The following is a 25230-nucleotide window of genomic DNA, read 5'->3' as shown; positions in this document are numbered from 1 at the left end:
GTTCGGTTGTGGTGAGCATAGGTTGTTTCGATACTCGCAGCCATGGGCAGGCGTCGGGCTTGTCGGTGGGAGTATCGAGATGAGCGTGGTGGCTGAGCCGGTTGTTGATTCAAATATCGTGGTTAAAGGCACTGTGCCTTGGCAGGGGATGAAAGTTGCCCTTGCCACTGTCTTTGTGGTCGCCTGCTGGGGGTTCTCGCCGACCGGCATTCGCATCGGTTTGCAGGCCTACGAGCCCGGGCATCTGGCGCTGCTTCGATTTCTGATCGCGTCGGTGTTCATGCTGTTAATCGCCTCGTCGCACCGTATCGCGTTGCCGCGCCTGAAGGACCTGCCGTTGCTCGCGGTGCTGGGTTTCTTCGCCGTCAGCCTACACCACATCGCCCTGAATTTCGGCCAGGCCGGCGTGAGTGCCGGGGCGTCCAGCGTGCTGGTTCAATCGACGCCGTTGTTTACCGCGCTGCTGGCGCATTTCGTGTTCAAGGAGCGGGTCAGCGCCTGGCGTTGGGGCTGTGTCGCGCTCGGCCTGGTGGGCGCCGCGATTGTCGTCACCGGTGATCGCGGCATCGGCCATATGGATGCGCGCGGGCTGCTGATTCTGTTGGCGGCGTTTTCCTGGAGCGTGTATTTCTCGCTGCAGAAGCGTCACAGCCATCGGTACGACGGCCTGACCATGGTCTGTTACACGGTCTGGGCCGGCACGGTGTTCCTGCTGGTTTATCTGCCGGGGCTGATCGGCGAAATCCTCAACGCGCCGCTGCGGGTCAATGTGGCAGTGGGGGTGTTGGGGCTGTTCCCCAGCGCACTGGCGTATCTGGCTTGGGCGTATGTCTTGAAGCACATGGACGTCAGCCGCGCGTCGATGAGTTTGTACCTGACGCCACCGATGGCCATCGCCATTGCTTCGTTCATGTTGGGCGAGTTGCCTTCGCAGCGGGTGATCGTGGGGTCGATCGTGGTGCTGGCGAGTGTCTTGGCACTCAATCTGCGGCGGGAGAGGGCAGTGGTGTTTCCCGTCCGGGATCAACCTGAGCGTGCTGCGGTTTAGGGGCCTGGCCGTTTGCGTTTGTGGCAAGTTTCATCATTAATGTGCAGCCGGACCGTTAGTCTCTTCAGCCTCCAGACAGCACATCAGTAACAAGCTGTCGCATTCGTCATCAAGGAAGCCCCATGCGTGCAGTGACCCTCAAAACCCTTGCCCTGTCGGTGATCTTCGCCGCGAGTTCGCCGGTGTATGCGGTGGTGCTGGAAGGCGGCGCCGTCGCGTCCCCGGATCAATACGGTGCCCAGGTCGCCGCGCAGATTCTGAAAAAAGGCGGCAACGCCGTCGATGCCGCGGTCGCCACGGCGTTCACCCTGGCGGTCACCTACCCCGAAGCGGGCAACATTGGTGGCGGTGGCTTTATGACCCTGTTCATGAACGGCCGACCGTACTTTCTCGACTACCGCGAAGCCGCGCCGAAAGCGGCGACGCGCAACATGTACCTGGACGACAAGGGCGAAGTCATTCCGGGCATGAGTCTGGTGGGCGCACGCGCGTCGGGGGTGCCCGGCACCGTGATGGGGCTGTGGGAAGCCCACCAGAAATTCGGCAAGCTGCCGTGGGCCGAGTTGCTGACGCCGGCCATTGGTTACGCCAAAAACGGTTTCAAGGTCGCCGACAAGCAGTACATGTATGGTGCCGAAGCCATCAAGCAACTCAACGGCAAAACCAATTTTGCGGATTACTTCGGCGACATGAAGACCGGCGAGACCTTCCGTCAGCCGGAGCTGGCCAAGACCCTGGAACGTATCGCCAACAAGGGCGCCAACGAGTTTTACCAGGGCCAGACGGCTGACCTGCTGGTGGCGCAAATGCAGCACGACAACGGCCTGATCACCAAAGAGGACCTGCACGATTACAAGGCGATCTGGCGCAAGCCGCTCCATGTGAATTTCAACGGCAACACGCTCTACACCGCGCCGCTGCCCAGTTCCGGCGGTATCGCGCTGGCGCAGTTGATCGGCATGAAGCAGCTGCTTGCTGATGATTTCAAAGACGTGCCGCTCAACTCGGCGCGCTACATCCATCTGCTGGCAGAGATCGAAAAACGCGTGTTCGCCGATCGCGCCAACTATTTGGGCGATCCGGACTTTTCCGTGGCGCCGGTGAGTCAGTTGACCGACAACGCCTATCTGGCCAAGCGCGCCCACGAGGTCAACCCGACGGCAATTTCGCCCACCGAGAACGTGAAGGCCGGGCTTGAGTCGCACCAGACCACCCACTTCTCCATCGTCGATGCCAAGGGCAACGCGGTCAGCAACACCTACACCCTGAACTGGGATTACGGCAGCGGCGTGGTGGTAAAGGGCGGGGGCTTTTTGCTGAACGACGAGATGGATGATTTCAGTTCCAAACCGGGCGTTGCCAATGCGTTCGGCGTGGTGGGCGGGGATGCCAATGCTATCCAGCCCGGCAAGCGCATGTTGTCCTCGATGAGCCCGAGTCTGGTCACCCGCGACGGCGCAGTGACGCTGGTGCTGGGCACGCCGGGTGGCTCACGGATTTTCACCACGGTGTTTCAGGTGCTGAACAATATCTATGACTTCCACATGCCGCTCAAAGACGCGGTTGCGGCGCAGCGGGTTCATCACCAGTTGCTGCCGAAGGACACGATCTACACCGAGAAATTTGCACCGCTGGCGACCCCAGTGGCCGACGAGCTGACGGCCATGGGTTACACGGTGAAGGACCAGGGCTGGTCGATGGGCAATGTGCAGGCGATCAAGATTGACGGCGCGAAAGTCGAAACCGCGTCCGATCCCCGTGGGCGGGGCGTGGGGATGGTGGTGAAGTGAGGGCATGACGGCTGACTGATCGTTCCCACGCTGCGCGTGGGAATTCATCCCTGGACGCTCCGCGTCCGGAGTCAGGTGACGCGGAGCGTCAGGAGCGGCATCCCCACGCAGAGCGTGGGAACGATCACTTGGAGGAGTGAGCCTTAGTGATGCTCCCGCGTTGCGCGGAATTTCACGTCAGGCCAGCGTTCTTCCATCAAGGCCAGGTTGACCCGGGTTGGCGCGAGGTAGGTCAGGTGACCACCGCCGTCCACGGCCAGGTTTTCCACGGCCTTGTTCTCGAATTCCTCGAGCTTCTTCTTGTCACTGCAATCGATCCAGCGGGCTGACCACACGGTGATCGGCTCGTAGGCGCATTCGACTTTGTATTCTTCCTTCAAGCGGCTGGCGACCACATCGAACTGCAGCACACCGACGGCGCCGAGGATGATGTCGTTGCTGCGCTGCGGGAAGAACACCTGAGTGGCGCCTTCCTCGGCCAGTTGCTGCAGGCCCTGACGCAGCTGCTTGGACTTCAGCGGATCCTTCAGGCGTACGCGGCGGAACAGCTCCGGTGCGAAGTGCGGGATGCCGGTGAAACCCAAGGCCTCGCCTTCGCTGAAGGTGTCGCCGATCTGAATCGTGCCGTGGTTGTGCAGGCCGATGATGTCGCCGGCGTAGGCTTCTTCCAGCTGTTCGCGCTCGCTCGAGAAGAACGTCAGCGCGTCACCGATGCGCACATCTTTGCCAGTGCGAACATGGCGCATTTTCATGCCCTTGTCGTACTTGCCCGAGCAGATGCGCATGAACGCGATGCGGTCGCGGTGCTTGGGGTCCATGTTCGCCTGGATCTTGAACACGAAGCCGGTGAACTTTTCCTCGACCGGCTCCACCGTGCGCTCGTTGGCGACGCGGGCGAGCGGCTTCGGCGCCCAGTTCACGACCGCATCCAGTACGTGGTCGACACCGAAGTTGCCGAGCGCGGTACCGAAGAACACCGGCGTCAGTTGGCCGTCGAGGAATTCCTGCTGGTTGAACTCATGACAGGCGCCTTGCACCAGCTCCAGCTGATCGACAAAGCGATCGTACTCATCACCCAGATGAGCGCGCGCTTCGTCGGAGTCGAGCTTCTCGATGATCTTCACCTCGGTGCGCTCATGACCGTGACCGGCGGTGTACACGATGATGTAGTCGTCGGCGAGGTGATAGACACCCTTGAAGTCGCGGTAGCAACCGATCGGCCAGGTGATGGGCGCGGCCTTGATCTTCAGGACCGCTTCGATCTCGTCGAGCAGCTCGATCGGGTCGCGAATGTCGCGGTCGAGCTTGTTGATGAAGCTCACGATCGGCGTATCGCGCAGGCGGCAGACGTCCATCAGTGCGATGGTGCGGGGCTCAACCCCTTTACCGCCATCGAGCACCATCAGCGCCGAGTCGACAGCGGTCAACGTGCGGTAGGTGTCTTCGGAAAAGTCTTCGTGGCCCGGAGTGTCGAGCAGGTTGATCATGTGATCGCGATACGGGAACTGCATGACCGAGGTGGTGATGGAAATGCCGCGCTGCTTCTCCATTTCCATCCAGTCGGACGTGGCGTGGCGGTCGGATTTACGCGACTTCACCGTACCGGCGACGGAAATGGCCTTGCCCATCAGCAGCAGCTTTTCGGTGATGGTGGTCTTACCCGCATCGGGGTGGGAAATGATGGCGAAAGTGCGGCGTTTCGCGACTTCGGCGGCCTGTCTGGTCATGGGAAATCGCCCGAGAGGTGATTCAAAAAAAGGGCGGCGATTATAGCCCAAACCGGAGCAATAACCGAACCGTTCAGTCAATAAAGGGTGGCCAGATACCATCGCACGTGGGAACCTTTGCGGTTAAGGAGACGTCCATTCCCTGGTATCGCTACACGCCAAGGGTTGCAAAATCAGCAAGTTAGCTTGACGAAGCTGCGCTCATGGCTTGTGTTTTCGCCGAGGTATCAACCTTTCCGGCGACCCACCCGCTGCTCTTCGCGAACGTTCGCGTGCTGCCTGAAGAGGCCAGTTTCACGCCAGACGTTCGCCGACTGAAATAAGGAGTCCGCCCGTGGCAAATCGCTATGGCAAGGGGCTGTTGGGAGGTGTGATTGTCATCGCACTCCTGGCCCTGCTGGTCCAATGGATCGGCATCAGTACCATCAGGCAATATCAGGATGATCTGCTGTTTTATCTGCAAGCCCACGTGGTGCTTGTGCTGGCGTCAATGCTGGCGGCACTGGTGGTCGGGATCCCGACCGGCATTGTCCTTAGCCGACCGAACATGGTTGGCCGCGCCGAACGCTTCATGCAGATCTTCAACATCGGTAACACCGTTCCTCCTCTCGCCGTACTGGCCATCGCTCTGGGTATTCTGGGCATCGGCAGCGGTCCGGCGATCTTCGCTTTGTTCCTCGCTTCGTTGTTGCCCATCGTGCGCAACACCTACGAAGGCCTGAAAAACGTTCAGGGTTCTCTCAAAGAAGCCGCCCGCGGCATCGGCATGACACCGCGCCAGGTGCTGTGGCGTGTCGAGTTGCCCAATGCCGTGCCGATCATCATCGGCGGTGTGCGCGTGGCCCTGGCGATCAACGTCGGGACGGCGCCACTGGCGTTCCTCATTGGCGCGAACAGCCTGGGCAGCCTCATTTTCCCCGGCATCGCCCTGAACAATCAGCCACAACTGGTGCTGGGCGCCGCGTGTACCGCGTTGCTCGCATTGTTGCTCGATGGCGCCGTGACCCTGGCAAGCCGTCTCTGGCTGGAACGCGGCCTGGCTCGATAAGTCGAGCCCCGCTGAGAAAGGAATTGGTATGAAGAAGTTATGCACATTAATCATGGGCGTCGGGATGTTGCTGTCCGGTTTCGTCCAGGCCGCGGATGCACCGGCCGAAATACCCGTGCTGCGCATCGGCGCGCGGGTGTTCACCGAGCAGACCATGCTGGCCGAACTGACCGCGCAGTACCTGCGCGACAAGGGCTATCAGGTGCAGATCACCGGCGGCCTTGGCAGTAACCTGGCGCGCAGTGCCCAGGAAAGCGGCCAGCTGGATCTGCTGTGGGAATACACCGGCGTGTCGCTGGTTGCCTACAACCATGTTGATGAGAAGCTCGACAGCGGGCAGACCTATCAGCGCGTCAAGGAGCTGGACGCCAAGAAGGGGCTGGTCTGGCTGTCCCCCTCCAAGTTCAACAACACCTACGCGCTGGCGCTGCCGGACAAAATTGCGCAGCAGTATCCGCAGGTCAACAACATGTCCGACCTGACCACGGTGCTCAAGGCTGAGGCCGATAAAGGCCACATCGTTGCGCTGGACACCGAGTTCGCCAACCGTTCCGACGGTCTGGTGGGCATGGTCAAGCATTACGGCATGAACCTGGGCCGTGAAAACACCCGTCAGATGGACGCCGGCCTGGTCTACACCGCGCTGCGCAACGGGCAGGTTTTTGCGGGCCTCGTCTACACCACCGACGGCCGTTTGAACGCGTTCAAGCTCAAGGTGCTGGCGGACGACAAGCACTACTTCCCGGACTACACCGCGGCGCCGGTCATCCGCAAAGAGTACCTGGACAAGCACCCGCAGCTGGCCGACTTGCTCAAGCCGCTGGCCGCGCTGCTGGATAACCAGACCATGCGCACGCTGAACGCGCGCATCGACGTCGACCATGAAAGTCCTACCGTGGTGGCGGCTGAATTCCTGCGCGAGCATCCGATCAATCCTTCCGCCGACAGCGTGCCTGTCCCTCCGGCGCCGGCGGCAAAACAGGAGGAGAAACCATGAGTTTCCTCAGCGCTTTCTCCCATCTGGACTGGAATCAGGTCATGCACCTGACCCTGCAACACATCACCCTCGTCGGCATCGCGGTGACGCTGGCGATCGTCGTCGGTGTGCCGCTGGGCGTGTTGATGACGCGCTTCCCGACCCTCGCCGGGCCGTTGCAGGCCAGCGCCACCGTGCTGCTGACCATCCCGTCGATTGCCCTGTTCGGCTTGCTCTTGCCGTTCTATTCGAAGTTCGGTCAGGGCCTTGGCCCGATGCCGGCGATCACCGCCGTGTTTCTCTACTCGCTGCTTCCGATCATGCGCAACACCTACCTGGCGCTGACCGGCGTCGAGCCCGGCATTCGTGAAGCCGCCAAGGGCATCGGCATGACTTTCGGCCAGCGCCTGCGCATGGTTGAACTGCCGATCGCCGTGCCGGTGATTCTCGCTGGCGTACGCACTGCCGTGGTCATGAACATCGGCGTCATGACCATCGCCGCCACCATTGGCGCCGGCGGCTTGGGTGTACTTATTCTTGCTTCTATCAGCCGCAGCGATATGTCGATGCTGATCGTCGGCGCCGTACTGGTCAGCATTCTGGCCATCTTCGCCGACCTGCTTCTGCAATGGCTGCAACGCTCGCTGACTCCAAAAGGACTCCTGAAATGATCGCCAAACAAATGATTGAACTGCAGAACCTCACCAAGACTTTCCAGAGCAACGGCAAGGAAGTGAAGGCCGTCGATTCAGTGAGCCTGACCGTCAATGAAGGCGAGATCTGCGTGTTCCTGGGCCCGTCGGGTTGCGGCAAAAGTACGACGCTGAAAATGATCAACCGGCTGATCATGCCGACCTCCGGCAAGGTGCTGATCAATGGCGAGGACACCACCGGTCTGGACGAAGTCACCCTGCGCCGCAACATCGGCTACGTGATTCAGCAGATCGGCCTGTTCCCCAACATGACCATCGAAGAAAACATCGTGGTCGTGCCCAAGCTCCTGGGTTGGGACAAGCAGAAATGCCACGACCGCGCCCGCGAACTGATGAGCATGATCAAGCTGGAACCCAAGCAGTACCTGCATCGCTACCCCCGCGAGTTGTCGGGTGGTCAGCAACAGCGGATCGGCGTGATTCGTGCGCTGGCTGCAGACGCGCCCCTGCTGCTGATGGACGAGCCGTTCGGTGCGGTCGACCCGATCAACCGCGAGATGATCCAGAACGAGTTTTTCGAGATGCAGCGCGCGCTGAACAAGACCGTGATCATGGTCAGCCACGACATCGACGAAGCCATCAAGCTGGGCGACAAGATCGCTATCTTCCGCGCCGGCAAGCTGCTGCAGATCGACCATCCGGACACGCTGCTGGCGCACCCGGCGGATGATTTCGTCAGCAACTTCGTCGGCCAGGACAGCACGCTCAAGCGCCTGCTGCTGGTCAAAGCCGAGGACGCGGCGGACAACGCGCCGTCCGTGAGCCCGGAAACCCCGGTCGCCGATGCGCTGGAAATCATGGACGAAAACGACCGCCGCTACGTGGTCGTCACCGATGCCGAAAACAAGGCCATGGGTTACGTCCGCCGCCGCGACCTGCACCGCCAGGCCGGCACGTGCGAGCAATACCTGCGCCCGTTCAACGCCACCGCTGCCTACGACGAACACCTGCGCATCCTGCTGTCGCGCATGTACGAGTTCAATCGCTCGTGGCTGCCGGTGCTGGATGCCGAAAACGTGTTCCTGGGTGAAGTGACGCAGGAATCCATCGCGGCTTACCTGAGTTCCGGCCAGTCCCGCGGGATGAAGACCAGCATCGTTTCGCCGGCCGAGTTGGCGGAGCAGGCTGCGTTGAGTTGAGGTGAATGGCCTGGGTGCTTTTGGTGCCCGGGCCTTTTTTGACGGTGGTGCCGCTGACTCGTCACCGCTGACATGTCAGGTTGCTCTTGGTCTGCACGAACGACATGAGGACCACGCCCAGGGCGTTCCCTAAAATCGTGATGACCATGAGAGAGTCAACGGACTGTTGGAAAAACGCTAGCTGTGCGATCAGTGTGTAAAGGGCGGTTCCAGCAAAACCCACCGTCAGGATAGGCCGGCTGATTGTTCTTATAGACAGCACAAGTGCTGATTGCATCAAGATCAGGAAGAGCACTGTCAGCGCCGCCAACTGAGGCGCCTCAGAAACGATGGTCGCGAGGGCGCCATCCAGCAATCCGATCGTTGTGCACACTAGAAACGCGAACAGTGATCGACGGACCTGTATCTTGTGAAAAGATTGGCCGAGATCGTTGAGTCGCTTACTTAGGAGTGCGATGAAGTAAAGCGAAATACCGCACGCTATTGAAAAAGTCGCGCCTATTTCCAGCTCGTAATCATCATGTAGGCCTGCGCCTTGTATGACTGAGCTATATGAAGTTGACAGCACCCAAACTGTGCCCAATGCAAGCATAGAGCCGACTATGCCCAGCCTCCCCAGCTTTTGTACGTCCGTCAACGCCATGATGAGCGCGCTGACGGCTAGGGCGATGGCGGCAAACGCGGCTGGGTTTAGATTTAACAAGGCGGTATAGCCGCTGGTCCAGCAGGTAAACGTAAACAGGGTGATCCAGAGGTAAGGCTTGATCAGTCTTTTTGAAGATACAGCAGTGAGTGGCGGAGAGCGGGTAAACAGGAGCAGGGGTAACGCTATGATGATAGATGCCAGCGATGCGACGCTGGCAAGGACGACGGGTTCCAGGTCCACGTTTTGCTTGTAAGTGATGTAGTTCATCATCATGGCATTGCTGAATACAAATAGGATTAGCGTGGTAAGGCCTAGTGGTTTGGGTTGGGTCATAAGCGAGTCAATGTGCCGTAAATGTGAGGTTCGGTTGTATGTGTTTTTTGGTTTTGAGTGAGCTCTGATAGAAGGCGATATTTTTATTCTCGTAGTGGTCTGTGTAGGCCGGTGGTGGCGCGTACCACGTTAACGAAACCCATCCCAATGTTTCCTGGGCAGATTTTTGCTTCTTTGGTGTCTTGGCGAGGAAACTCCCTATGGCCGCCAAAGAAATTGATCGAGAATACGCTTTTTAGTGCGGTGATCAGGTTTATAGTTGCGCTCTTTTGAGGGGTGGGGAGTTCGTTGGCAGTGCTGAGCCCCATATGATTCAACGTGATTCGGGCCTTTGCAATGAAATCAGTCCCTTCCTCCTCGGTCGTCAAGTTGTTCAACAAGACTATGCCGATGGCATTCGAGTTATAGAGAATTAGATGCTCGCCTTTGAAGCGAATGTCCCTTCCTTCATAAATGATGCCCGCGCAATCAATTGCAAAGTGGTAACTGAAGTCGTCAAATATCTTGCCTTGTTGCTTCGCCTGAGTGTCCAGCATTTGCTCACTCCCCACACCACACGAATAACTCCTCCCTGCATGATGAAGCGCAATCATTGTGTAATCCCAGTCGCGAACCAAAGGTTTTTTAGGCGGCTTCGCGTGCCACTCCGACCGCTCAACAAACCCGTGGCCCAACTCCCGCACTTTCCTAATAATCGCCTCTCGCGTCGCGGCCCGATCATTCACGGTGACCACCATGGGCTTGGGCGTTTCCCCGTGGATCAACGTCTCGACACGCGTCGTACTGGTCACCACCCGGGTGTTCATCCCTGCAAGCTCCTTCAACTCGCGTACGGGCGAGCGGAACATGACGTGGAGGGAAACGACGGAGTCTGCTGAAGAACCCTCAATGCGGGCCAGTCCATAGTTGTCGGTGGTACCTGACTTTTGCTGACCATCCACCGCCGCCGTGAATGTCCGGTTCGCGAGCGGCTGCCCCGTTTCGCTGTCGCGGATGACGAACGTACGGGCGAAGATGTTCCCCGGCGCCGTAGTGGTGTGTGGATAAACAGAAGACGAGGTGTTCGACATGGGCATAGCAGGATGTGGCGCCGCAGCGGCGTCCGCTGCCGCTCGACTGGCTCCCGCACGCCCTGACCGCGGAGCAATCAATCGATTCGCGCCCGGCGGACACGCGCACAACACGAGCGCGTCATGCCCGGCGGTCGGTATGCCATCCCACGTGAAGCTGTCTTCCCCTTCGACAATTTCGCCCACTTGCCCACACACGCCGCAAGGGCTGGTCTTGTCGCCGAGCCGCAATGCCATGCGGCCATCTTCCAGCGAAGTTTGAACAAGGCTGGCGTGGCAGATGGCGCCGGTGGTGGTTAGGTCGCCGTCGAGGCCTTGCTCCCGGCCGTTGATATCGAAGATTGTCATGCTTCAATTCTCCACGTCGGGCAGAAAGTCATCCGGCCAGGCGACATCCTTGCGCTGGAGCAGAAGAAGAGAACCCTGCGGCGTGTTGATGATCTCGTCGCCGTTGCTCAAGCGGCTGCCCACCAGCGCCATTTGGCTGTTCGCCTTTCCTGCACCAGTGACGACCTGTGCCTCAGTGCCGTCGGGGTAAACGGCGCAGTCACCGACGCGAGCACCCGCAACCTCACGGCCGTCCGCCAGTCTGAACTCCACCCCAAGGGTGCCTCTCACGATCACACCACCATTGCGGGTGTGGCCGCCTTCCGCCGCCACCCGGAAAATGCCGGTGCAGGGGTGGGCTTGCTTGTAGGCCTCACTCTCTCTCACCTGAGCCAGCGCCGCCGGACTGAACGTGGCGAGAGCCTCTTCCGAAACAGGGGGTCGATCCAGACCACGCAGGTACTCGTAAGTGACGTCATTGTTGTACAGCGGGGAATAGGCAGTCTTTTGCATGACTTTGATCCTTGGTCGGGTTGATTCATCGCCTCGCACAGTTCGTGCGAGGCGAATGGACGCCAACCCTAGTGATCGGGATCAGTGGGATACGTGTGGGAAAGAGATTGGCAGGGTAGGGCATTTCGGGTGACTGAGTAGCCGACGTCTGACGGACACGTGGCTTTCGTGGCGAATCCCTGACAGGGCGCTGCGGGTGGCAACGTCCTGTCATGCAGCGGACTACCGCGTGTTCATAAAACGACGCGCACATTTGCGCACCCATGCTTGCACTCTGCGCCACAGGCTGCGGGAACGCCTCACCGGTGCTGAGACCCGGAATGTGGTTTCGGCCGGAAGAGAGCTCTGGTTGAAGATGTCGGTGACAGTGAGTGTCACCTCGTAATCTCCGGCAGCGAACACCGCCGTGCTAAAAATGGACGATCGTTTTTGAGGAAGCGCTTCGGCATCGAACGCCACGAGCACATCTCCCGGGAGAGAGCGGATTTCTATTGAGTAGCTCAACTGCGGTGGCGTCGACTCGTCATTCTTCCAGGCCACGATCACTGCTTCGGTACCCACTTGCGGTACGACGGATACGGATAAGATGGCTGCCGTCAACATCGCCGGTTTCGGCTTAGGATCAAACTGGTTGGGCTCCAACTGGATCGTGCTGTGGGTATTGCCATAGCTGCCACCGGCAATAAGCATGATGTTGGCGTCGCCAACGTTATCGCCGTCACCCACCAGCATGGCATTCCAGGTGTCAGGGTCGCCTCCGGCAGTTGCCACGTAATGAGACGGTTTTTGCCACGAACCGTCTTTGCTCATCCGGAAGTGCTGGCCGTAATAACCGTGGTAGCCCAGCGCGTCGCCGTTGAAACGTTCCAGAAATCCCGTGCAGGTAGTCCCTGAAATGGGGATATCAGGGCCGGGAACGGAAGCGGACATATAGTGCGTCCATTTCGCATCGGCGTAGGCGTACATGAACATGCCCATGCGCGTCACCGACTCGCCGGGAATGAACCAACGTCTGATCACGATGGCGTACCACTGATCCAGGCGCCATGGCATCGGGTGAGAGGTGTGCAGGCCAGTCCCCTCGCCGCCGAAATGCCCTGAATACAGGCCTTCAATCCCATAATCCAGGCGGACCTCGGCTTCAGCCGGATCGGAGGCGAGGTCCCAGATCGAACAGATATTGTTGTAAGTAAAAATCTGGCCCCCCACCAGGTTATCGTTTTGGTGCTGGATGCCTGCGTATCCCCCGCGCTCACCAAAATAGAAATTACAGCCTGACCAGTAAATATGGATGTTGTCCCCGGCTGTGGGCACGTACTGCTCTACGTATAGCAGTTCGGCCTCATTTTTCGAGAACCAGGAGGTTATCGACGGACCGGAAGTCGGTACATCGGCTCGTTCAGTCGGGTGGTTGATCGGCGGTGTTTTCATGGGGCGCATCCTCTCGTCATGAGGCACCAGTGTTGAGCATTTGCGGTCGTTTGAAACCTGTCAGAAATGACAGTGGACGACAGATGGCAGGGAGGGGCGTCGAGCGGTCGGGAGCACCCAGGCACCGTGTTTTTTTCGGAAAGGTGAACATCACCCTGTCACATCGGTCGGTTACTACGGGTTGATTGAACGCGCGTGGATTCCCGTCTGGCAAAAACGGGCAGAAACGCGACATTTTTAGTTGATCTCCGGCCCCTCAGGTCCTACAGTTCGCGCCGAACGTCCATGCTGGAAACGATCCATCCGGCTCAAGTACTGACGACGAGACAGCAAGGCCAACCGTGGTGTATCACCGGATGGCCTTTTTGCTTTCGGCCGAGCAGCCTTGGGAAGTAGGCGAACCAAAGTGGGGATACGGAGGACGTTCACGAGCCGCGCGCTCACACCCATTGTTTTTTACCGTTTGCCAACAGGAGTCCCCGCATGTCGATCCAGGTCGAAGACTATTTCGAGAAAAGCACCTTCGAGAAAATGAAGGCGTTTGCCGACAAGCAAGAAACCCCGTTCGTGGTCATCGACACCGCGATGATCAGCAAGGCCTACGACGACCTGCGTGCAGGCTTCGAATTTGCGACAGTTTATTACGCGGTCAAAGCCAACCCTGCGGTCGAGATCATCGACCTGCTGAAGGAAAAAGGCTCGAGTTTCGACATCGCCTCGATCTACGAGCTGGATAAAGTGATGGATCGCGGCGTTGGCCCGGATCGCATCAGCTACGGCAACACCATCAAGAAATCCAAAGACATTCGCTACTTCTACGAGAAGGGCGTGCGTCTGTTCTCCACCGACTCCGAAGCCGACCTGCGCAACATCGCCAAGGCTGCGCCGGGCTCGAAAGTCTACGTGCGTATTCTCACCGAAGGCTCGACCACGGCTGACTGGCCTCTTTCACGCAAGTTCGGTTGCCAGACCGACATGGCGATGGACCTTTTGATCCTCGCCCGTGAACTCGGCCTGGTGCCTTACGGCATCTCGTTCCACGTCGGTTCGCAGCAGCGTGACATCAGCGTCTGGGACGCTGCGATCGCCAAAGTGAAAGTGATCTTCGAGCGTCTGAAAGAAGAAGACGGCATCGTGCTCAAGCTGATCAACATGGGCGGCGGCTTCCCGGCCAACTACATCACCCGCACCAACAGCCTGGAAACCTACGCTGAAGAAATCATTCGCTACCTGAAAGAAGACTTCGGTGATGACCTGCCGGAAATCATCCTGGAGCCGGGCCGTTCGTTGATCGCCAACGCCGGTATTCTGGTCAGCGAAGTGGTGCTGGTGTCGCGTAAATCCCGCACTGCCGTCGAGCGTTGGGTGTACACGGATGTGGGCAAGTTCTCCGGCCTGATCGAAACCATGGACGAAGCCATCAAGTTCCCGATCTGGACCGAAAAGAAAGGCGAAGTGGAAGAAGTGGTTATCGCTGGCCCAACCTGCGACAGCGCCGACATCATGTACGAGAACTACAAGTACGGGTTGCCGCTGAACCTGGCCATCGGTGACCGCCTGTACTGGCTGTCCACCGGTGCCTACACCACCAGCTACAGCGCTGTAGAGTTCAACGGCTTTCCGCCGCTGAAGTCTTACTACGTGTAAGCGCTGCCGTTCATAAAGAAACCCGCGAGCGATCGCGGGTTTTTTGTTTCACTGCCTTGTGTGGCTGATCAGTTTTTCAGCCAACTCAAGACGAGGCATCGCTGATTCAATCATCTCCCCAAACCGCTCAATCGAAATCGACGTGAACAGGTCTTTGAAGTCACTCAACGAGCCGGACAGAAAACTCGCCAGATTTGCATACCCCTCACCCAGGTCCCTCGTGGCGTCGGCAATTTGCGCATGCAGATTCTTCGTGTCATTGATCATCGCCCTGACCCCGACAATTCTGCCGTCGGAACCCATGGGGTCGAGCTTCCGATTTTTAGCGTATGCGTTGATGGCTCCCTGCATAAAGTCCACCAGTCGCGGCAAAACAAGCGATGAACGCGAATACAGATCTTTGGCCGTAAAAGCAGCGCGATCGTATTTGATCCACAGATCAAAAACCTGCTGCTTCACTTGCATGGCGAAAGGGTAGCCTGCTGTCGGACTCAGTATTTTCAGGCGTCCGTTCAACTCGAAGGGCGGTTGAGATAGATCCAGTGTCGAGAGCAATTTTTCGCGTTCAGAGCGGGTTAGCGCATCAACGACACGGAAATAGTCCGAACTGAAGCGCTCAAGATCGGCCACCAGATCCGACTGTTCGTAAAAGATCCTGTAGGGCCACTCCAGTATCTCGGGCCAGTATCGAAGCTGTGCCTGTACTTGAATGTGCAGGTGTTCAAGTGCTGGCTGGTGAAGGCGGATGAACGCCTGATCCGACGCCAGGCCAAGATCTGCCTTGATTCGTTCAGTGGTCTCGAATGCCTGATGCAAGGTAATGCGGTAGCGATTGAGCGCATCGAAATGGGCCCACTTAAACAGAGGTGCTGACATATCGACATCCTTGTCCTGTGCAGGCCGTGACGGCGTCCTTGCCGTCACGGCTGTGAATAGTAAGCTTTCAGCGGATGGTTTTCAGGTAATCAATCAGCGATGGCGCGATGGAGACGAAACGGTCCTCATAACCTGCCTGGTCACCCAGTTTAAGATGGTCGAAGAATGCAGTAATCCCCTGATTGAACTTTGCGTATTCAGCTCGGGCATTGAAAAAGCTCTGATACAGGGCATGAACGCTGTCGATCAACGTGATTTTAGCGGCGGTCATCTTCAGGTCGGCCGCTCGCTGATCGTGGCCGGGTTTAAGCGCTTCGATTTGCTTGATCAGGCGTTCGCGCTGATCGTACATGGTGAGATAGTTGAGCGCTTTGCTGATGTCTTCCAGGGTCTTTTTCATGTGCTCGACAGCGAGCCTGATGAGCTCTGCTTCGGGAGCCGCCATGCCGACTGCGGAGATGTTTTCCACACTGAGCACGGTGTCCTTGGCGATGTCTGCAAAGTTGCGTTTCTCAAGCACCGCCATTGCATCGCTCAAGACCTTTCGTGAAACCTCCAGCGCCTCGATTTTTTCTTCGGAGGCGATCTGCGCCAGATTCAATTGCGCCAGCTCGGCGTCCAGCTCGCTTTTATATTTGCCGGTGAGTGCCGGGTTGAATGCCACATCTGAAAGCGATTTGAAGCGTTGCTGTGCGTCCTTCTCGGCAGCGTTTATCCCTCGCTTGAGGATACTGATCGCATGCGCTCGGAAGTAGGCGTTATCTTCCAGGTCATCGTCAGAGGCTGTTTCCGTGATCGCGCCGCGCAGGGCATTGAGCTTCTTGAGTCCTTGAGAGGCGCTCACTTCCATCTTGAGTGCCGCCTCATCCAGTGCTCGCCGGGCTTGAGTGAGCGAGCCATACAGTCCTGCCGCTTTTACATGAATCGACGGCAGATAGCGTGTTTGATCGAACGAAAAATTGGCGACGGCAGTGAGGTCGAGCATTTGCTGAATGCAGACGTTGACCACGCCCATGTCAGGCGATACGGCGTTTACATCGGTATTGAAACGAAGGATATTCATTGGAAAAACCTTAAGAGTATTGATTAACGATTTTTTTTGATTTCTGCATCGGCTTCGGCGAAGACGGCATACAGTTCGTCCGCCTCGTCTTTAATCAGCGCCCATGGCTCGATGACCTGTTCGAAGTGGTAGGCCAGGAAGCGAACTTTCAATGCGTCGTTAATGCGTTTTGACTCTTCTTGAGAAGTTTTGATGTACAGATAAAGTTTGTTCCAGACGGTGACGAGGTTTTGGGTTGCCACATCAGCCTGAAGCGTCAGCAATTCGAGGTCCTGCATATCGCCTTTAACGTCGTTAAGGCGCCGAAGGACTGTGCTTTTGGTGCCCATCTCGGTGTTTTTAACATGGCGCTCTTTTTTAAGAGCGTTTCTTTCCTGTCGGACGTTTTCTGCCTCTACACCAAAGTAGATGGCCATGCCCAAACCAATCACATTCAGTTTGGACGCAGCGCTTAGCGAATCATTGACCATCTGTTTGTAGCTGGCGCTCTTCTCGTCGATTTGTTTATCGAGGTCTTCAATTTCTTTTTGAAGCCGGACCACATCACCTTTGAAGTTGTTATTGTCGATGGCGACCAGGCGAAGCGAGATTTCGGGCCGAACCGTGTTGGACAGTTCCCGAGAAAATGCGTCCAGATCCGCTTTCAAGCGATTGCTGCGCTTCTCCTCAGTATTGACGCGCATCAGTACCCGCTCCAGGATGTAGCTGACGCTTTTAACCGCTTCTTTGTCATCGTCGTCCAGTGTGATGTCCGGAAGCGCGGGGCCCATCTCCTGTTCGACCCGCTTGAGGTCTTCGAGCGTGATAATTCCCAGATCTTTCAGTACTTTCGACGCAGAGACAGTGTCCAGCTCCCGAACCACGCGTGCCCCCGTCGAGGTCATGAAGTTCGCGAAGAGTTTGAGCTCGCTGCTGATCAGTTTGATTCGCTGGCGCAGACCGTCCCATTTACTGGCATGGACCTTGATAATGTTGAACGTTTTGGTGAAGTCGCTGACTGCCAGCCCACGGCCTGGAGGGTTTTGCTGATGATAGCCAAGATAAACACTGACGGCTTCTGCGGTAGTCGGTAAGTGCAGGCCTTTTTGTTCATAGCGATACAGATCAATGATCTGCTCTTTGGTCAGGATAAGACCCGTGGTGCGCACACTGTCGTCGCCTTGTCCAAGGGAGGCGTCAATAAGCGCCCTTGGTGCCAGCGCTGCTTCTTCGGCGGCCTTGTTAGTTGAGGTGTTGAAGGCATTGTTCAATGCATGATTCATGAAAGAGTCCTTTCTTTAATAGTGGCGCCATCCTGGTGCCGGTTACGGAGTTTCTATCACTGCCTTTATGACAGTGGCCTGAGACTAGTGGGCGCTTGAGTCTTATGTCAAAGCATCCATGCCTTCAGCTGTTGTAGGAGAACTTACAGGCAGAACTCACCACGGCTTGCGCCCCGCTAATTCGGGGGAATGCCGTTAAATTCAAACCTGTGTCAGAACGTGTTTATGCAGCCGTTTTGGCGTTTTTGAGAAAGTGAGACAGGGCTGCTTTATCTTCAGCATTGCCAATGGCCGATGCTTTGGTGAAGTAGTCGATGGCCAGGCTTTTAATCTCTGGATGGGGTGACGACAACAGCGTCTGGCGACTGACCCGCAGAAAGTTGAGGTTGCCATTGCGCAAAGCCGTTCCAAACCAGTACAGCGATTGTTGAATGTCTCCTTGATCAGCCAGAACGGCCGCATGACTGAACTGACCGCGAAAATCGCCGGCCTCTGCCGAGCGTCGGTACCAGTGGTGCGCGGCGGGCAGATCCTGCTCGCAGCTCACGCCTTCTTCCAGATAGCGGCCGAGCATGTTCATTGATTTGGCATGACCCATGTGTGCGCCCTTGCGGTAGCAGGCCAGTGCGCGTGCCTGATCCTTGTTGACGCCCCGACCAGTGGCCAGCAGATTGCCGTAGTTATAGAAGCCCCAGTCGAGGTCGGCCTGCGCTGCCAGTCGATAGCACTCGGCGGCCTTCGCCGCATCTGGCTCGCAACCCCAGCCATGTTCGTGGCAGCGACCGAGCATGTTATGGGCCATCGCATGGCCGTTGCGTGCGGCGATCTGGAACCACGTCATCGCCAGCGATGGGTCCTGCTCGATGCCGGCGCCGTCGAGCAGGATCTGCCCGAGCAGCGCCTGGGCGTCGACGATGTTGGCCTGCGCGGCGCTGAGAATCGCCCGTGCGGCACTCGCCGGACTTTCTTCCAGCATGGCGCGCAGCTGGTCGCCATCGAGCACCTCTTTACGTCGCAGATTCCAGCTCATCACTCAGACCTCGACCCACTGCCGCAGCAGGTTGTGATAGGTGCCGGTGAGCTGAAGCAGCGAGGGGTGATCAGGCACGTCGCGGCTGAGTTGCTGGATGGCCGCGTCCATGTCGAACAGCAGCGTGCGGTGGCCATCGTCCCGCACCAGGCTCTGGGTCCAGAAGAACGAGGCGTAACGCGCGCCCCGTGTGACGGCGTTGACCTTGTGCAGACTGCTGGCCGGATAAAGCAGCAGATCACCCGCCGGCAGCTTGACCTGACGGGTGCCGAAGGTGTCCTGAATCACCAGTTCGCCGCCGTCGTAATCGTCGGGATCGCTGAAAAACAGCGTCGATGACAAATCCGTGCGCACGCGTTCGGCGCTGCCCTTGGCCTGACGCACGGCGTTGTCGATGTGCAAATCGAAACTGCCGCCGCCGGTGTAGCAATTCACCAATGGCGGGAAGACCTTGTGGGGCAGGGCAGCGGACATGAACAGTGGGTTCTGCCACAAGCGCTCAAGCATCGCCGCGCCAATCTCTACGGCAAGTGGATGACCTTCCGGCAGTTGCAGGTTGTGCTTGGCTTTCGCCGATTGGTGCCCGGCGGTGATCTTGCCGTCGGCCCATTCGGTGTCTTCCAGCGCCTGTCGGATGCGAAGCACCTCCTCGGGTGAAAACAGACCGGGGATATGTAGGAGCATGAATCGCGACCTGCGTGAAGAATAAGGCGGCGGATGATAGTGATTCTTATTGGTCGTGTAAAACGTCGCCCGCGCGCGTGAATGGGTCGATGTGAAAATTGGGTAATGGGAAAGTGTAAAGAATGTAAGTTTTCTGCGAATGCGAAGCAGTCTCAACTATATTCCGCCGCCTTATTGTTTCCTTGGGGAAGGAAAATGTCGCGCCAAGCACAACCGGTTACCGCCCACTCGCAGCGCTCCATCGTCGGCGCCGTCAGCGTCGCCCTTGCTGCGATGTCCGCCGCCCATGTGGCGCAGGCTGCGGAGCCTTCATCGGATGCCCTGAATCTCGGGGCCACCAACATTGACGGCGAGCGGGCCGACACGGCTTACAAGACCGAAGAATCGGCCTCGAAAAAGTACACCGCGCCCCTGCGCGAGACGCCAAAGAGCGTCACGGTGATCCCGCAGCAAGTCATCCGCGACACCGCGGCCACGAGCCTGACTGACGCCTTGCGCACCACCCCCGGCATCACCTTTGGTGCGGGCGAGGGCGGTAACCCGAATGCGGATCGCCCGATCATTCGTGGCTTCAACGCGGAGAGTGACGTGTTCGTCGACGGCATGCGCGATGTCGCGGCGCAAAGCCGGGAGATTTTCAACGTCGAATCGGTCGAGGTCAGCAAGGGCCCGGGCTCGGCGTTCACCGGCGCAGGCTCCACGGGTGGCAGCCTGAACCTCGTCACCAAAGGCGCTCATCTGGGCGATGCCTTCAACGGCGGCTACACCTTCGGCTCGGACCAGACCCAGCGCTACACCCTCGACGTCAACAAGCAAATGACCGACACGTCCGCCTTCCGCCTGAACCTCATGAAGCATGATTCCAACGTCGCCGGCCGCAACGATGTCGACAACAGCCGCTGGGGCGTTGCGCCTTCGTTCGCGTTCGGTCTGGGCACGGACACGCGGGTCAAGGTCGATTACTACCACCTGTCCACCGACGACATGCCCGACTACGGCATTCCGCTGACCAACACCCCCGGCCGCAGCAAGTACGTGGTCGACAAGCCGTCCCACGTCAACGAAAACAACTTTTACGGCCTGACCGACCGCGACTACCGCAAGAGCGTCAACGACAGCGGCACGATCCGCCTCGAACATGACCTCAACGACAACCTGACGATCTCCAACAGCTTCCGCATGTCGCGCTCGACCCTGGACTACATCGTCACCAACCCGGACGACAGCCGCGGCAACGTCGCCAGGGGACTGGTCTCGCGCTCGGCGAAGAGCCGCAACTCCACCTCCAGCGGCTTCGTCAACCAGACCGACCTGCAAGCGAAATTCGACACCGGCTTCATTCAGCACAGTCTGGTGACCGGTCTCGAATTTTCCTATCAGGACACCCACAACCGCGGCTACAACGTGCTCAGTGCCAGCGGCGGGACCATCGGCTCGACCTGTAACGCTGCGCTGCTGGCGTCGGGCGACTGCACCAGCCTGTCCAACTCGTCGCCGAAAGACGACTGGAACGGCACCATCACCGACAGCCGCGCGTTCACCGATACCGACACCAAAACCAGTGCCGCCTATGTCTTCGACACGTTGAAATTCAACGAACAGTGGTCGTTGAACCTGGGCCTGCGCTATGACGATTACGACGTGCGCTCCAGCGGTTACAGCACTGGCGGCCGCGGCTCGGTGGCGGGCAGCTTCAAGCGCGAGAACACCAGCCAGCTGTGGAATTACCAGGTCGGCGTGACCTACAAGCCGCTGCCGAACGGCAGCATCTACGCGGCGTGGTCGACGTCCAGCAATCCGTCGGGTGAGACCAGCGGCAATGGCGGCCTGGAAATCGCGGCGAACAACGCCAACCTCGATCCGGAAAAGAACCGCAACTACGAGCTGGGCACCAAGTGGGATTTCTTCGACGACAATTTGTCGCTGACGGCTGCGCTGTTCCGCACCGAGAAGACCAACGCGCGGGTGACCGATCCTGACAACGCGACGTTTCAGGTGCTGGACGGCGAGCAGCGTGTCGACGGTCTGGAGCTGACCTACAGCGGCAACATTACCGGCAAATGGAAAGTCTACGGCGGTTACACCTACATGGAGAGCGAGATCGTCAGCGCAACCAGCAAGGCGGACGAGGGCAATCACATGCCGAGCACGCCGCGCAACAGCTTCAATTTCTGGTCGACCTACGAACTGATGCCGAAGCTGACCGTGGGCGGCGGCGCGACCTTCGTCGATTCGCGTTTCGGCAACGAAGCCAACTCGGTGGAAGTGCCGTCCTACTGGCGCTACGACGCCATGGCCACGTACGCGCTGACCAAGAACGTTGACTTGCAGCTGAACGTGCAGAACCTGACCGACAAGCGTTATTACGATCAGGTCTTCACCACCCACTACGCCCACATGGCCGCCGGACGTACCGCGCTGATGAGTGCCAGCTTCCACTTCTGATCCGGATTCGGACACGTCACTTGTGGGAGCGAGCTTGCTCGCGAATGCTTACTTTCAGTCTTCAGAGAAAGTGGCTGAATGTACCGGCCTCTTCGTGAGCAAGCTCACTCCCACAAGTTTTGCGCTGGCCAGGCGAGCGCGGGGTGTCAGGGCAAGACCGCTCCCACTGGTTCTGCATCAAGAATCAGCCACAGATGAGAATGTATGCCGTTTGTGCGCATAATGCGCGCCGTAGCGGGTGAGTGAGGGGTCGAGGGTGTTGAAGAAAGTCCTGTTTCAAGTGCACTGGTTCTTCGGGATCACGGCCGGTCTTGTGCTTGCCCTGATGGGGATCACGGGCGCGCTGTACTCCTTCGAAGACGAAATCGTCGACGCGCTCAACCCTGACGTGTTGTTCGTGCAGCCCCAGGGTCGCCAACTGTCACTGGCGGAAATGGTCAGCAAGGTTGAAGCCCAGGGCAAAGACAAGGTAGCGATGTTCCGCATCGATGTCGGCGGCGACAGGATCGCCCAGGTCTGGTTCACACCGCCGCCCGGCCAGCGCCGCGGCGAGATGCACAACTTCAATCCCTACACCGGCGCGTTCACCGAGGATGCCGTCGGTCAGGACTTCTTCGGGTTCATCCTCAACCTGCACCGATTCCTGGCTGCAGGGGAATACGGCAAGCAAGTCACCGCAGCCTGCACGTTGATCCTCATTTTCTTCTGCCTCTCCGGGCTCTATCTGCGCTGGCCGCGCAAGCCGCTGAACTGGCGCGTCTGGCTGACCATGGACTGGGCGAAGAAGGGACGCAGTTTCAACTGGGACCTGCATTCGGTGTTCGGCACCTGGTGCCTGGTCATCTATCTGCTGCTGGCGATCACCGGGCTGATGTGGTCCTACGACTGGTTCAGCAACGGCATGACCAAGCTGATTGGCGATCCTCCCGTGGCGGGCGAGCAGCGCCGCGGCACAGGGGCGCGTCCAGTCCCTGCTGCGAAAGAGGCGCCCAAGGAAATCGCGGCCTCGGCGCCGGACTATGACGCCATCTGGCAGACCATCCAGAGCGCCGCCGGCCCGGATCTCAAGGCCTACAACCTGCGCATGCCCCAGGCACCGGGCCAGATGGCCACGGTGTTTTACCTCCTTAAAACCGCGCCGCACGCCCGTGCCTTGAACCAGATCAGCCTCGATCCGGCCGATGGCACGCTCAAGGCGGTGTCGCGCTATTCCGAGAAAGGCCTCGGTTCTCAGTTGTTGATCAGCAACTATGCGCTGCACACCGGCAGCTACTTCGGCCTGATCGGACGCATCGTTGTGACCGTTGCCGCGTTGTTGATGCCGCTGTTCTTCATCACCGGCTGGTTGCTCTACCTGGACCGCCGACGCAAGAAGCGCGACATTCGCAACGCTCGCGGTGAAGTGTCGACGACGACGGGCGAGCAGGGCGCGGCCTGGTTGATCGGCTTTGCCAGCCAGAGCGGGTTCGCCGAGCAACTCGCCTGGCAGACGGCCGGCCAGCTGCAAACCGCAGGTGTGCCGGTGAAGGTGCAGCGTCTGGGCGACATCACCGAGCAGGACCTCTATCAGAGCCGCAATGCGCTGTTCGTCGTGAGTACCTTCGGCGACGGCGAGGCGCCCGACAGCGCCCGCGGATTTGAGCGCAAGGTGCTGGGTCGGCCGCTGGCGCTGGACAATCTCAACTACGCGGTGCTTGGGCTGGGCGATCGTCAGTATCAGCAGTTCTGCGGGTTCGCTCAGCGGCTGCATGGCTGGCTGGCGGAGCGCGGCGGACGCACGCTGTTCGCACCGGTGGAAGTGGACAGCGGCGACGGTGCGGCGCTGCAACACTGGCAACAGCAACTGGGCCAGTTGACCGGCTCGACGCCGACGACCGTCTGGCAAGCGGCGGAGTATCACAACTGGAGGCTGGTGGCCCGGGAATGGCTGAACCCCGGAAGCGTGGGTTCGAAAGTGTTCTTGCTCGGCCTGACAGCCGATTCGACAACCCTCTGGGAGGCCGGCGATCTGGTGGAGGTATTACCGCGCAACCCGGCCTCTGCGGTCGAGCAGTTCCTGTCCGGTCTGGGCATTCCTGCTGATACGCAGGTCACTGTCGATGGCTTGAGCGAGACCCTCGGCCAAGCCTTGTGCTCGCGGCAATTACCGGTGAATCGCAGCCATCTGGTGGGCTTGCACGCGCAGGCGTTGATCGACGCGCTGATTCCGCTGGCGATGCGCGAGTATTCAATCGCGTCGATTCCCGAGGACGGTGTATTGCAGCTGATCGTGCGTCAGGAACTGCACCCCGATGGCCGCCTCGGGCTGTGTTCGGGCTGGCTGACCGAGCATGCTGCGGTGGGCGGCGCGATCAGTCTGCGGGTGCGTCGGAACAGTGGTTTCCACCTGCCGGCCGAATCGGCACCGATGATCTTGATCGGTAACGGCACCGGACTGGCGGGCCTGCGCAGCTTGCTCAAGGCGCGCGTCGCGTCGGGTGAGCAGCGCAACTGGCTGCTGTTTGGCGAGCGCCACGCTGCCCATGATTTCCACTGCGCGGATGAGCTAAAGGGCTGGCTGGCGAGTGGGGAACTGGCGCGTCTGGACCTAGCGTTTTCCCGGGATCAGGCTGAGAAGATATACGTGCAGGATCGCTTGCGGGAGGCCGCTGATGAGCTGCGTCGCTGGCTGAATGAAGGCGCTGTGATTTACATCTGCGGCAGCCTGGAAGGCATGGCTGCTGGCGTGGATGCGACGCTGAATGCGTTGCTGGGTGAGGACGCGGTGCGGGATTTGATCGAGCAGGGTCGTTATCGGCGGGATGTTTACTAACTCGACTACACAGGCAGTATCGCGTTCTAAGGGTGCTCAATCGGAATGGTTTGGGCGCCGGTAAGAGAGAGTTGAGTTATAGCGATTGGCAATAACCTCTACTTCCATTCGATATGCCTGGAACAGATGCAAAGAGCAATTGAAATATTTATGTCAATATTTTCTGTTCAGTCCGTGAGGGAAGTAAGAACGCAAAGCGATGCATGTCCCCGCGAAAGCGCATGCACGATTAATCGATGTTAAAGATATGTAGTTACGGTGGTATCGTCTTCTGAGGTTTTAGTTATCGCGATTGGCGATAAGTAGTATCTTTAAACTTCCTATCGATATGATTCTTTAATTGCCCCGTTGTGGTGCGGCTGCTTTACTCTTAATAAGAGCCTGCAGGGCTCCGCTCGAAATTAATGATTGATAGGGAGATAGTCATGATTAGGTTAACCAGTTTCATTAAACCAATGGCGGCGGTGGGGATTGCTTTCTCAATTGTTTCATCGGTCAGTGCAGCGCATGACCAGGAGTGCAGTTGGGCGTGGGATGCCAGCAGCGCTCGTCACAGTTGTTCGACCACCCAATGGATTCAAAAGTCCGGTACCGGTTGCTGGATTGTGGCTCAGTGCGGGGGCGGAAATACGTATAACGATGCAGGAGAG

The 25230-nt window shown here is 58.5% G+C and carries 19 protein-coding genes; 9 read left to right on the top strand and 10 right to left on the bottom strand.

The genetic code is table 11. The features are described 5' to 3' along the window. Positions 1–148: 148 nt before the first annotated feature. Positions 149–1048, top strand: a complete 900-nt coding sequence (locus tag M1E04_RS20385; RefSeq protein WP_244656971.1) for a DMT family transporter — start codon at positions 149–151, stop codon at positions 1046–1048. A 122-nt stretch (positions 1049–1170) separates the two neighbouring features. Then, entirely contained in the window at positions 1171–2838 is a 1668-nt protein-coding gene (gene ggt / locus M1E04_RS20380; RefSeq protein ID WP_456291937.1) for a gamma-glutamyltransferase, read from the top strand. 143 nt (positions 2839–2981) lie between these two features. On the opposite strand, the gene M1E04_RS20375 is transcribed toward ggt, so the two are convergent. Continuing rightward, entirely contained in the window at positions 2982–4565 is a 1584-nt protein-coding gene (locus tag M1E04_RS20375) for a peptide chain release factor 3 (protein WP_065990225.1), read from the bottom strand. A 334-nt stretch (positions 4566–4899) separates the two neighbouring features. Here M1E04_RS20375 and M1E04_RS20370 point away from each other — a divergent pair, with 334 nt between their 5' ends. Genes M1E04_RS20370 through M1E04_RS20355 form a run of 4 tightly spaced genes read left to right on the top strand, consistent with a single transcriptional unit; the run spans position 4900 to position 8441 of the window. Further along, positions 4900–5613, top strand: coding sequence for an ABC transporter permease (locus M1E04_RS20370; protein WP_065990221.1), 714 nt, complete (start codon positions 4900–4902; stop codon positions 5611–5613). Positions 5614–5641: 28 nt separating this feature from the next. Beyond that, entirely contained in the window at positions 5642–6610 is a 969-nt protein-coding gene (locus tag M1E04_RS20365) for a glycine betaine ABC transporter substrate-binding protein (RefSeq protein ID WP_456291936.1), read from the top strand. Then, on the top strand, positions 6607–7260 hold the full coding sequence (locus M1E04_RS20360) for an ABC transporter permease (protein WP_065990219.1): 654 nt from the start codon (positions 6607–6609) through the stop codon (positions 7258–7260). The genes M1E04_RS20365 and M1E04_RS20360 overlap by 4 nt, the downstream gene beginning before the upstream one ends. Positions 7261–7271: 11 nt before the next feature. Beyond that, entirely contained in the window at positions 7272–8441 is a 1170-nt protein-coding gene (locus M1E04_RS20355; RefSeq protein WP_065990273.1) for an osmoprotectant ABC transporter ATP-binding protein OsmV, read from the top strand. 61 nt (positions 8442–8502) lie between these two features. On the opposite strand, the gene M1E04_RS20350 is transcribed toward M1E04_RS20355, so the two are convergent. The 4 genes from M1E04_RS20350 to M1E04_RS20335 form a co-directional block, all read right to left on the bottom strand. Next, on the bottom strand, positions 8503–9420 hold the full coding sequence (locus M1E04_RS20350; protein WP_296310091.1) for a hypothetical protein: 918 nt from the start codon (positions 9418–9420) through the stop codon (positions 8503–8505). A gap of 83 nt (positions 9421–9503) precedes the next feature. Beyond that, positions 9504–10838, bottom strand: coding sequence for an N-acetylmuramoyl-L-alanine amidase (locus M1E04_RS20345; RefSeq protein WP_296310089.1), 1335 nt, complete (start codon positions 10836–10838; stop codon positions 9504–9506). Positions 10839–10841: 3 nt separating this feature from the next. Further along, complete coding sequence (locus M1E04_RS20340) at positions 10842–11330, bottom strand: PAAR domain-containing protein (protein ID WP_296310087.1); 489 nt, start codon at positions 11328–11330, stop codon at positions 10842–10844. Positions 11331–11552: 222 nt separating this feature from the next. Further along, a complete protein-coding gene (locus M1E04_RS20335) occupies positions 11553–12761 on the bottom strand; it encodes a DUF3472 domain-containing protein (RefSeq protein WP_456291935.1) in 1209 nt (402 codons plus the stop codon). Between the two features lie 483 nt (positions 12762–13244). On the opposite strand from M1E04_RS20335, the gene M1E04_RS20330 reads away from it, so the two are divergent. Further along, positions 13245–14408: a type III PLP-dependent enzyme gene (locus tag M1E04_RS20330; RefSeq protein WP_065990209.1), complete on the top strand. Its 1164-nt coding sequence runs from the start codon at positions 13245–13247 to the stop codon at positions 14406–14408. Positions 14409–14456: 48 nt separating this feature from the next. On the opposite strand, the gene M1E04_RS20325 is transcribed toward M1E04_RS20330, so the two are convergent. From M1E04_RS20325 to M1E04_RS20305, 5 genes are all read right to left on the bottom strand, one after another. Further along, a complete protein-coding gene (locus M1E04_RS20325; protein WP_456291934.1) occupies positions 14457–15284 on the bottom strand; it encodes a hypothetical protein in 828 nt (275 codons plus the stop codon). A gap of 67 nt (positions 15285–15351) precedes the next feature. After that, on the bottom strand, positions 15352–16347 hold the full coding sequence (locus M1E04_RS20320; RefSeq protein ID WP_456291933.1) for an alpha-xenorhabdolysin family binary toxin subunit B: 996 nt from the start codon (positions 16345–16347) through the stop codon (positions 15352–15354). A gap of 23 nt (positions 16348–16370) precedes the next feature. Beyond that, positions 16371–17609, bottom strand: coding sequence for an alpha-xenorhabdolysin family binary toxin subunit A (locus M1E04_RS20315; protein WP_456291932.1), 1239 nt, complete (start codon positions 17607–17609; stop codon positions 16371–16373). 223 nt (positions 17610–17832) lie between these two features. After that, positions 17833–18639 (bottom strand): tetratricopeptide repeat protein, encoded by an 807-nt coding sequence (locus tag M1E04_RS20310; protein WP_456291931.1) that lies wholly within the window; start codon positions 18637–18639, stop codon positions 17833–17835. 3 nt (positions 18640–18642) lie between these two features. Beyond that, positions 18643–19323 (bottom strand): Fe2+-dependent dioxygenase, encoded by a 681-nt coding sequence (locus tag M1E04_RS20305; RefSeq protein ID WP_192132428.1) that lies wholly within the window; start codon positions 19321–19323, stop codon positions 18643–18645. Positions 19324–19518: 195 nt separating this feature from the next. On the opposite strand from M1E04_RS20305, the gene M1E04_RS20300 reads away from it, so the two are divergent. Next, positions 19519–21768: a TonB-dependent receptor gene (locus M1E04_RS20300; protein WP_456291930.1), complete on the top strand. Its 2250-nt coding sequence runs from the start codon at positions 19519–19521 to the stop codon at positions 21766–21768. Between the two features lie 259 nt (positions 21769–22027). Further along, complete coding sequence (locus M1E04_RS20295) at positions 22028–24580, top strand: PepSY domain-containing protein (protein WP_456293219.1); 2553 nt, start codon at positions 22028–22030, stop codon at positions 24578–24580. The last annotated feature ends 650 nt before the right edge of the window (positions 24581–25230 follow it).

The organism is Pseudomonas sp. AK106, assembly GCF_053903055.1.
The sequence above is the reverse complement of the archived record's forward strand: the minus strand, read 5'-3'. Positions and strand labels throughout refer to the sequence as shown.

Bases quoted from the DNA above. Each gene is read 5' to 3' on its own strand.
- M1E04_RS20385 (WP_244656971.1), top strand. From the start codon at position 149: ATGAAAGTTGCCCTTGCCACTGTCTTTGTGGTCGCCTGCTGGGGGTTC.
- ggt (WP_456291937.1), top strand. From the start codon at position 1,171: ATGCGTGCAGTGACCCTCAAAACCCTTGCCCTGTCGGTGATCTTCGCC.
- M1E04_RS20375 (WP_065990225.1), bottom strand. From the start codon at position 4,565: ATGACCAGACAGGCCGCCGAAGTCGCGAAACGCCGCACTTTCGCCATC.
- M1E04_RS20365 (WP_456291936.1), top strand. From the start codon at position 5,642: ATGAAGAAGTTATGCACATTAATCATGGGCGTCGGGATGTTGCTGTCC.
- M1E04_RS20360 (WP_065990219.1), top strand. From the start codon at position 6,607: ATGAGTTTCCTCAGCGCTTTCTCCCATCTGGACTGGAATCAGGTCATG.
- M1E04_RS20355 (WP_065990273.1), top strand. From the start codon at position 7,272: ATGATTGAACTGCAGAACCTCACCAAGACTTTCCAGAGCAACGGCAAG.
- M1E04_RS20350 (WP_296310091.1), bottom strand. From the start codon at position 9,420: ATGACCCAACCCAAACCACTAGGCCTTACCACGCTAATCCTATTTGTA.
- M1E04_RS20345 (WP_296310089.1), bottom strand. From the start codon at position 10,838: ATGACAATCTTCGATATCAACGGCCGGGAGCAAGGCCTCGACGGCGAC.
- M1E04_RS20340 (WP_296310087.1), bottom strand. From the start codon at position 11,330: ATGCAAAAGACTGCCTATTCCCCGCTGTACAACAATGACGTCACTTAC.
- M1E04_RS20335 (WP_456291935.1), bottom strand. From the start codon at position 12,761: ATGAAAACACCGCCGATCAACCACCCGACTGAACGAGCCGATGTACCG.
- M1E04_RS20330 (WP_065990209.1), top strand. From the start codon at position 13,245: ATGTCGATCCAGGTCGAAGACTATTTCGAGAAAAGCACCTTCGAGAAA.
- M1E04_RS20325 (WP_456291934.1), bottom strand. From the start codon at position 15,284: ATGTCAGCACCTCTGTTTAAGTGGGCCCATTTCGATGCGCTCAATCGC.
- M1E04_RS20320 (WP_456291933.1), bottom strand. From the start codon at position 16,347: ATGAATATCCTTCGTTTCAATACCGATGTAAACGCCGTATCGCCTGAC.
- M1E04_RS20315 (WP_456291932.1), bottom strand. From the start codon at position 17,609: ATGAATCATGCATTGAACAATGCCTTCAACACCTCAACTAACAAGGCC.
- M1E04_RS20310 (WP_456291931.1), bottom strand. From the start codon at position 18,639: ATGAGCTGGAATCTGCGACGTAAAGAGGTGCTCGATGGCGACCAGCTG.
- M1E04_RS20305 (WP_192132428.1), bottom strand. From the start codon at position 19,323: ATGCTCCTACATATCCCCGGTCTGTTTTCACCCGAGGAGGTGCTTCGC.
- M1E04_RS20300 (WP_456291930.1), top strand. From the start codon at position 19,519: ATGTCGCGCCAAGCACAACCGGTTACCGCCCACTCGCAGCGCTCCATC.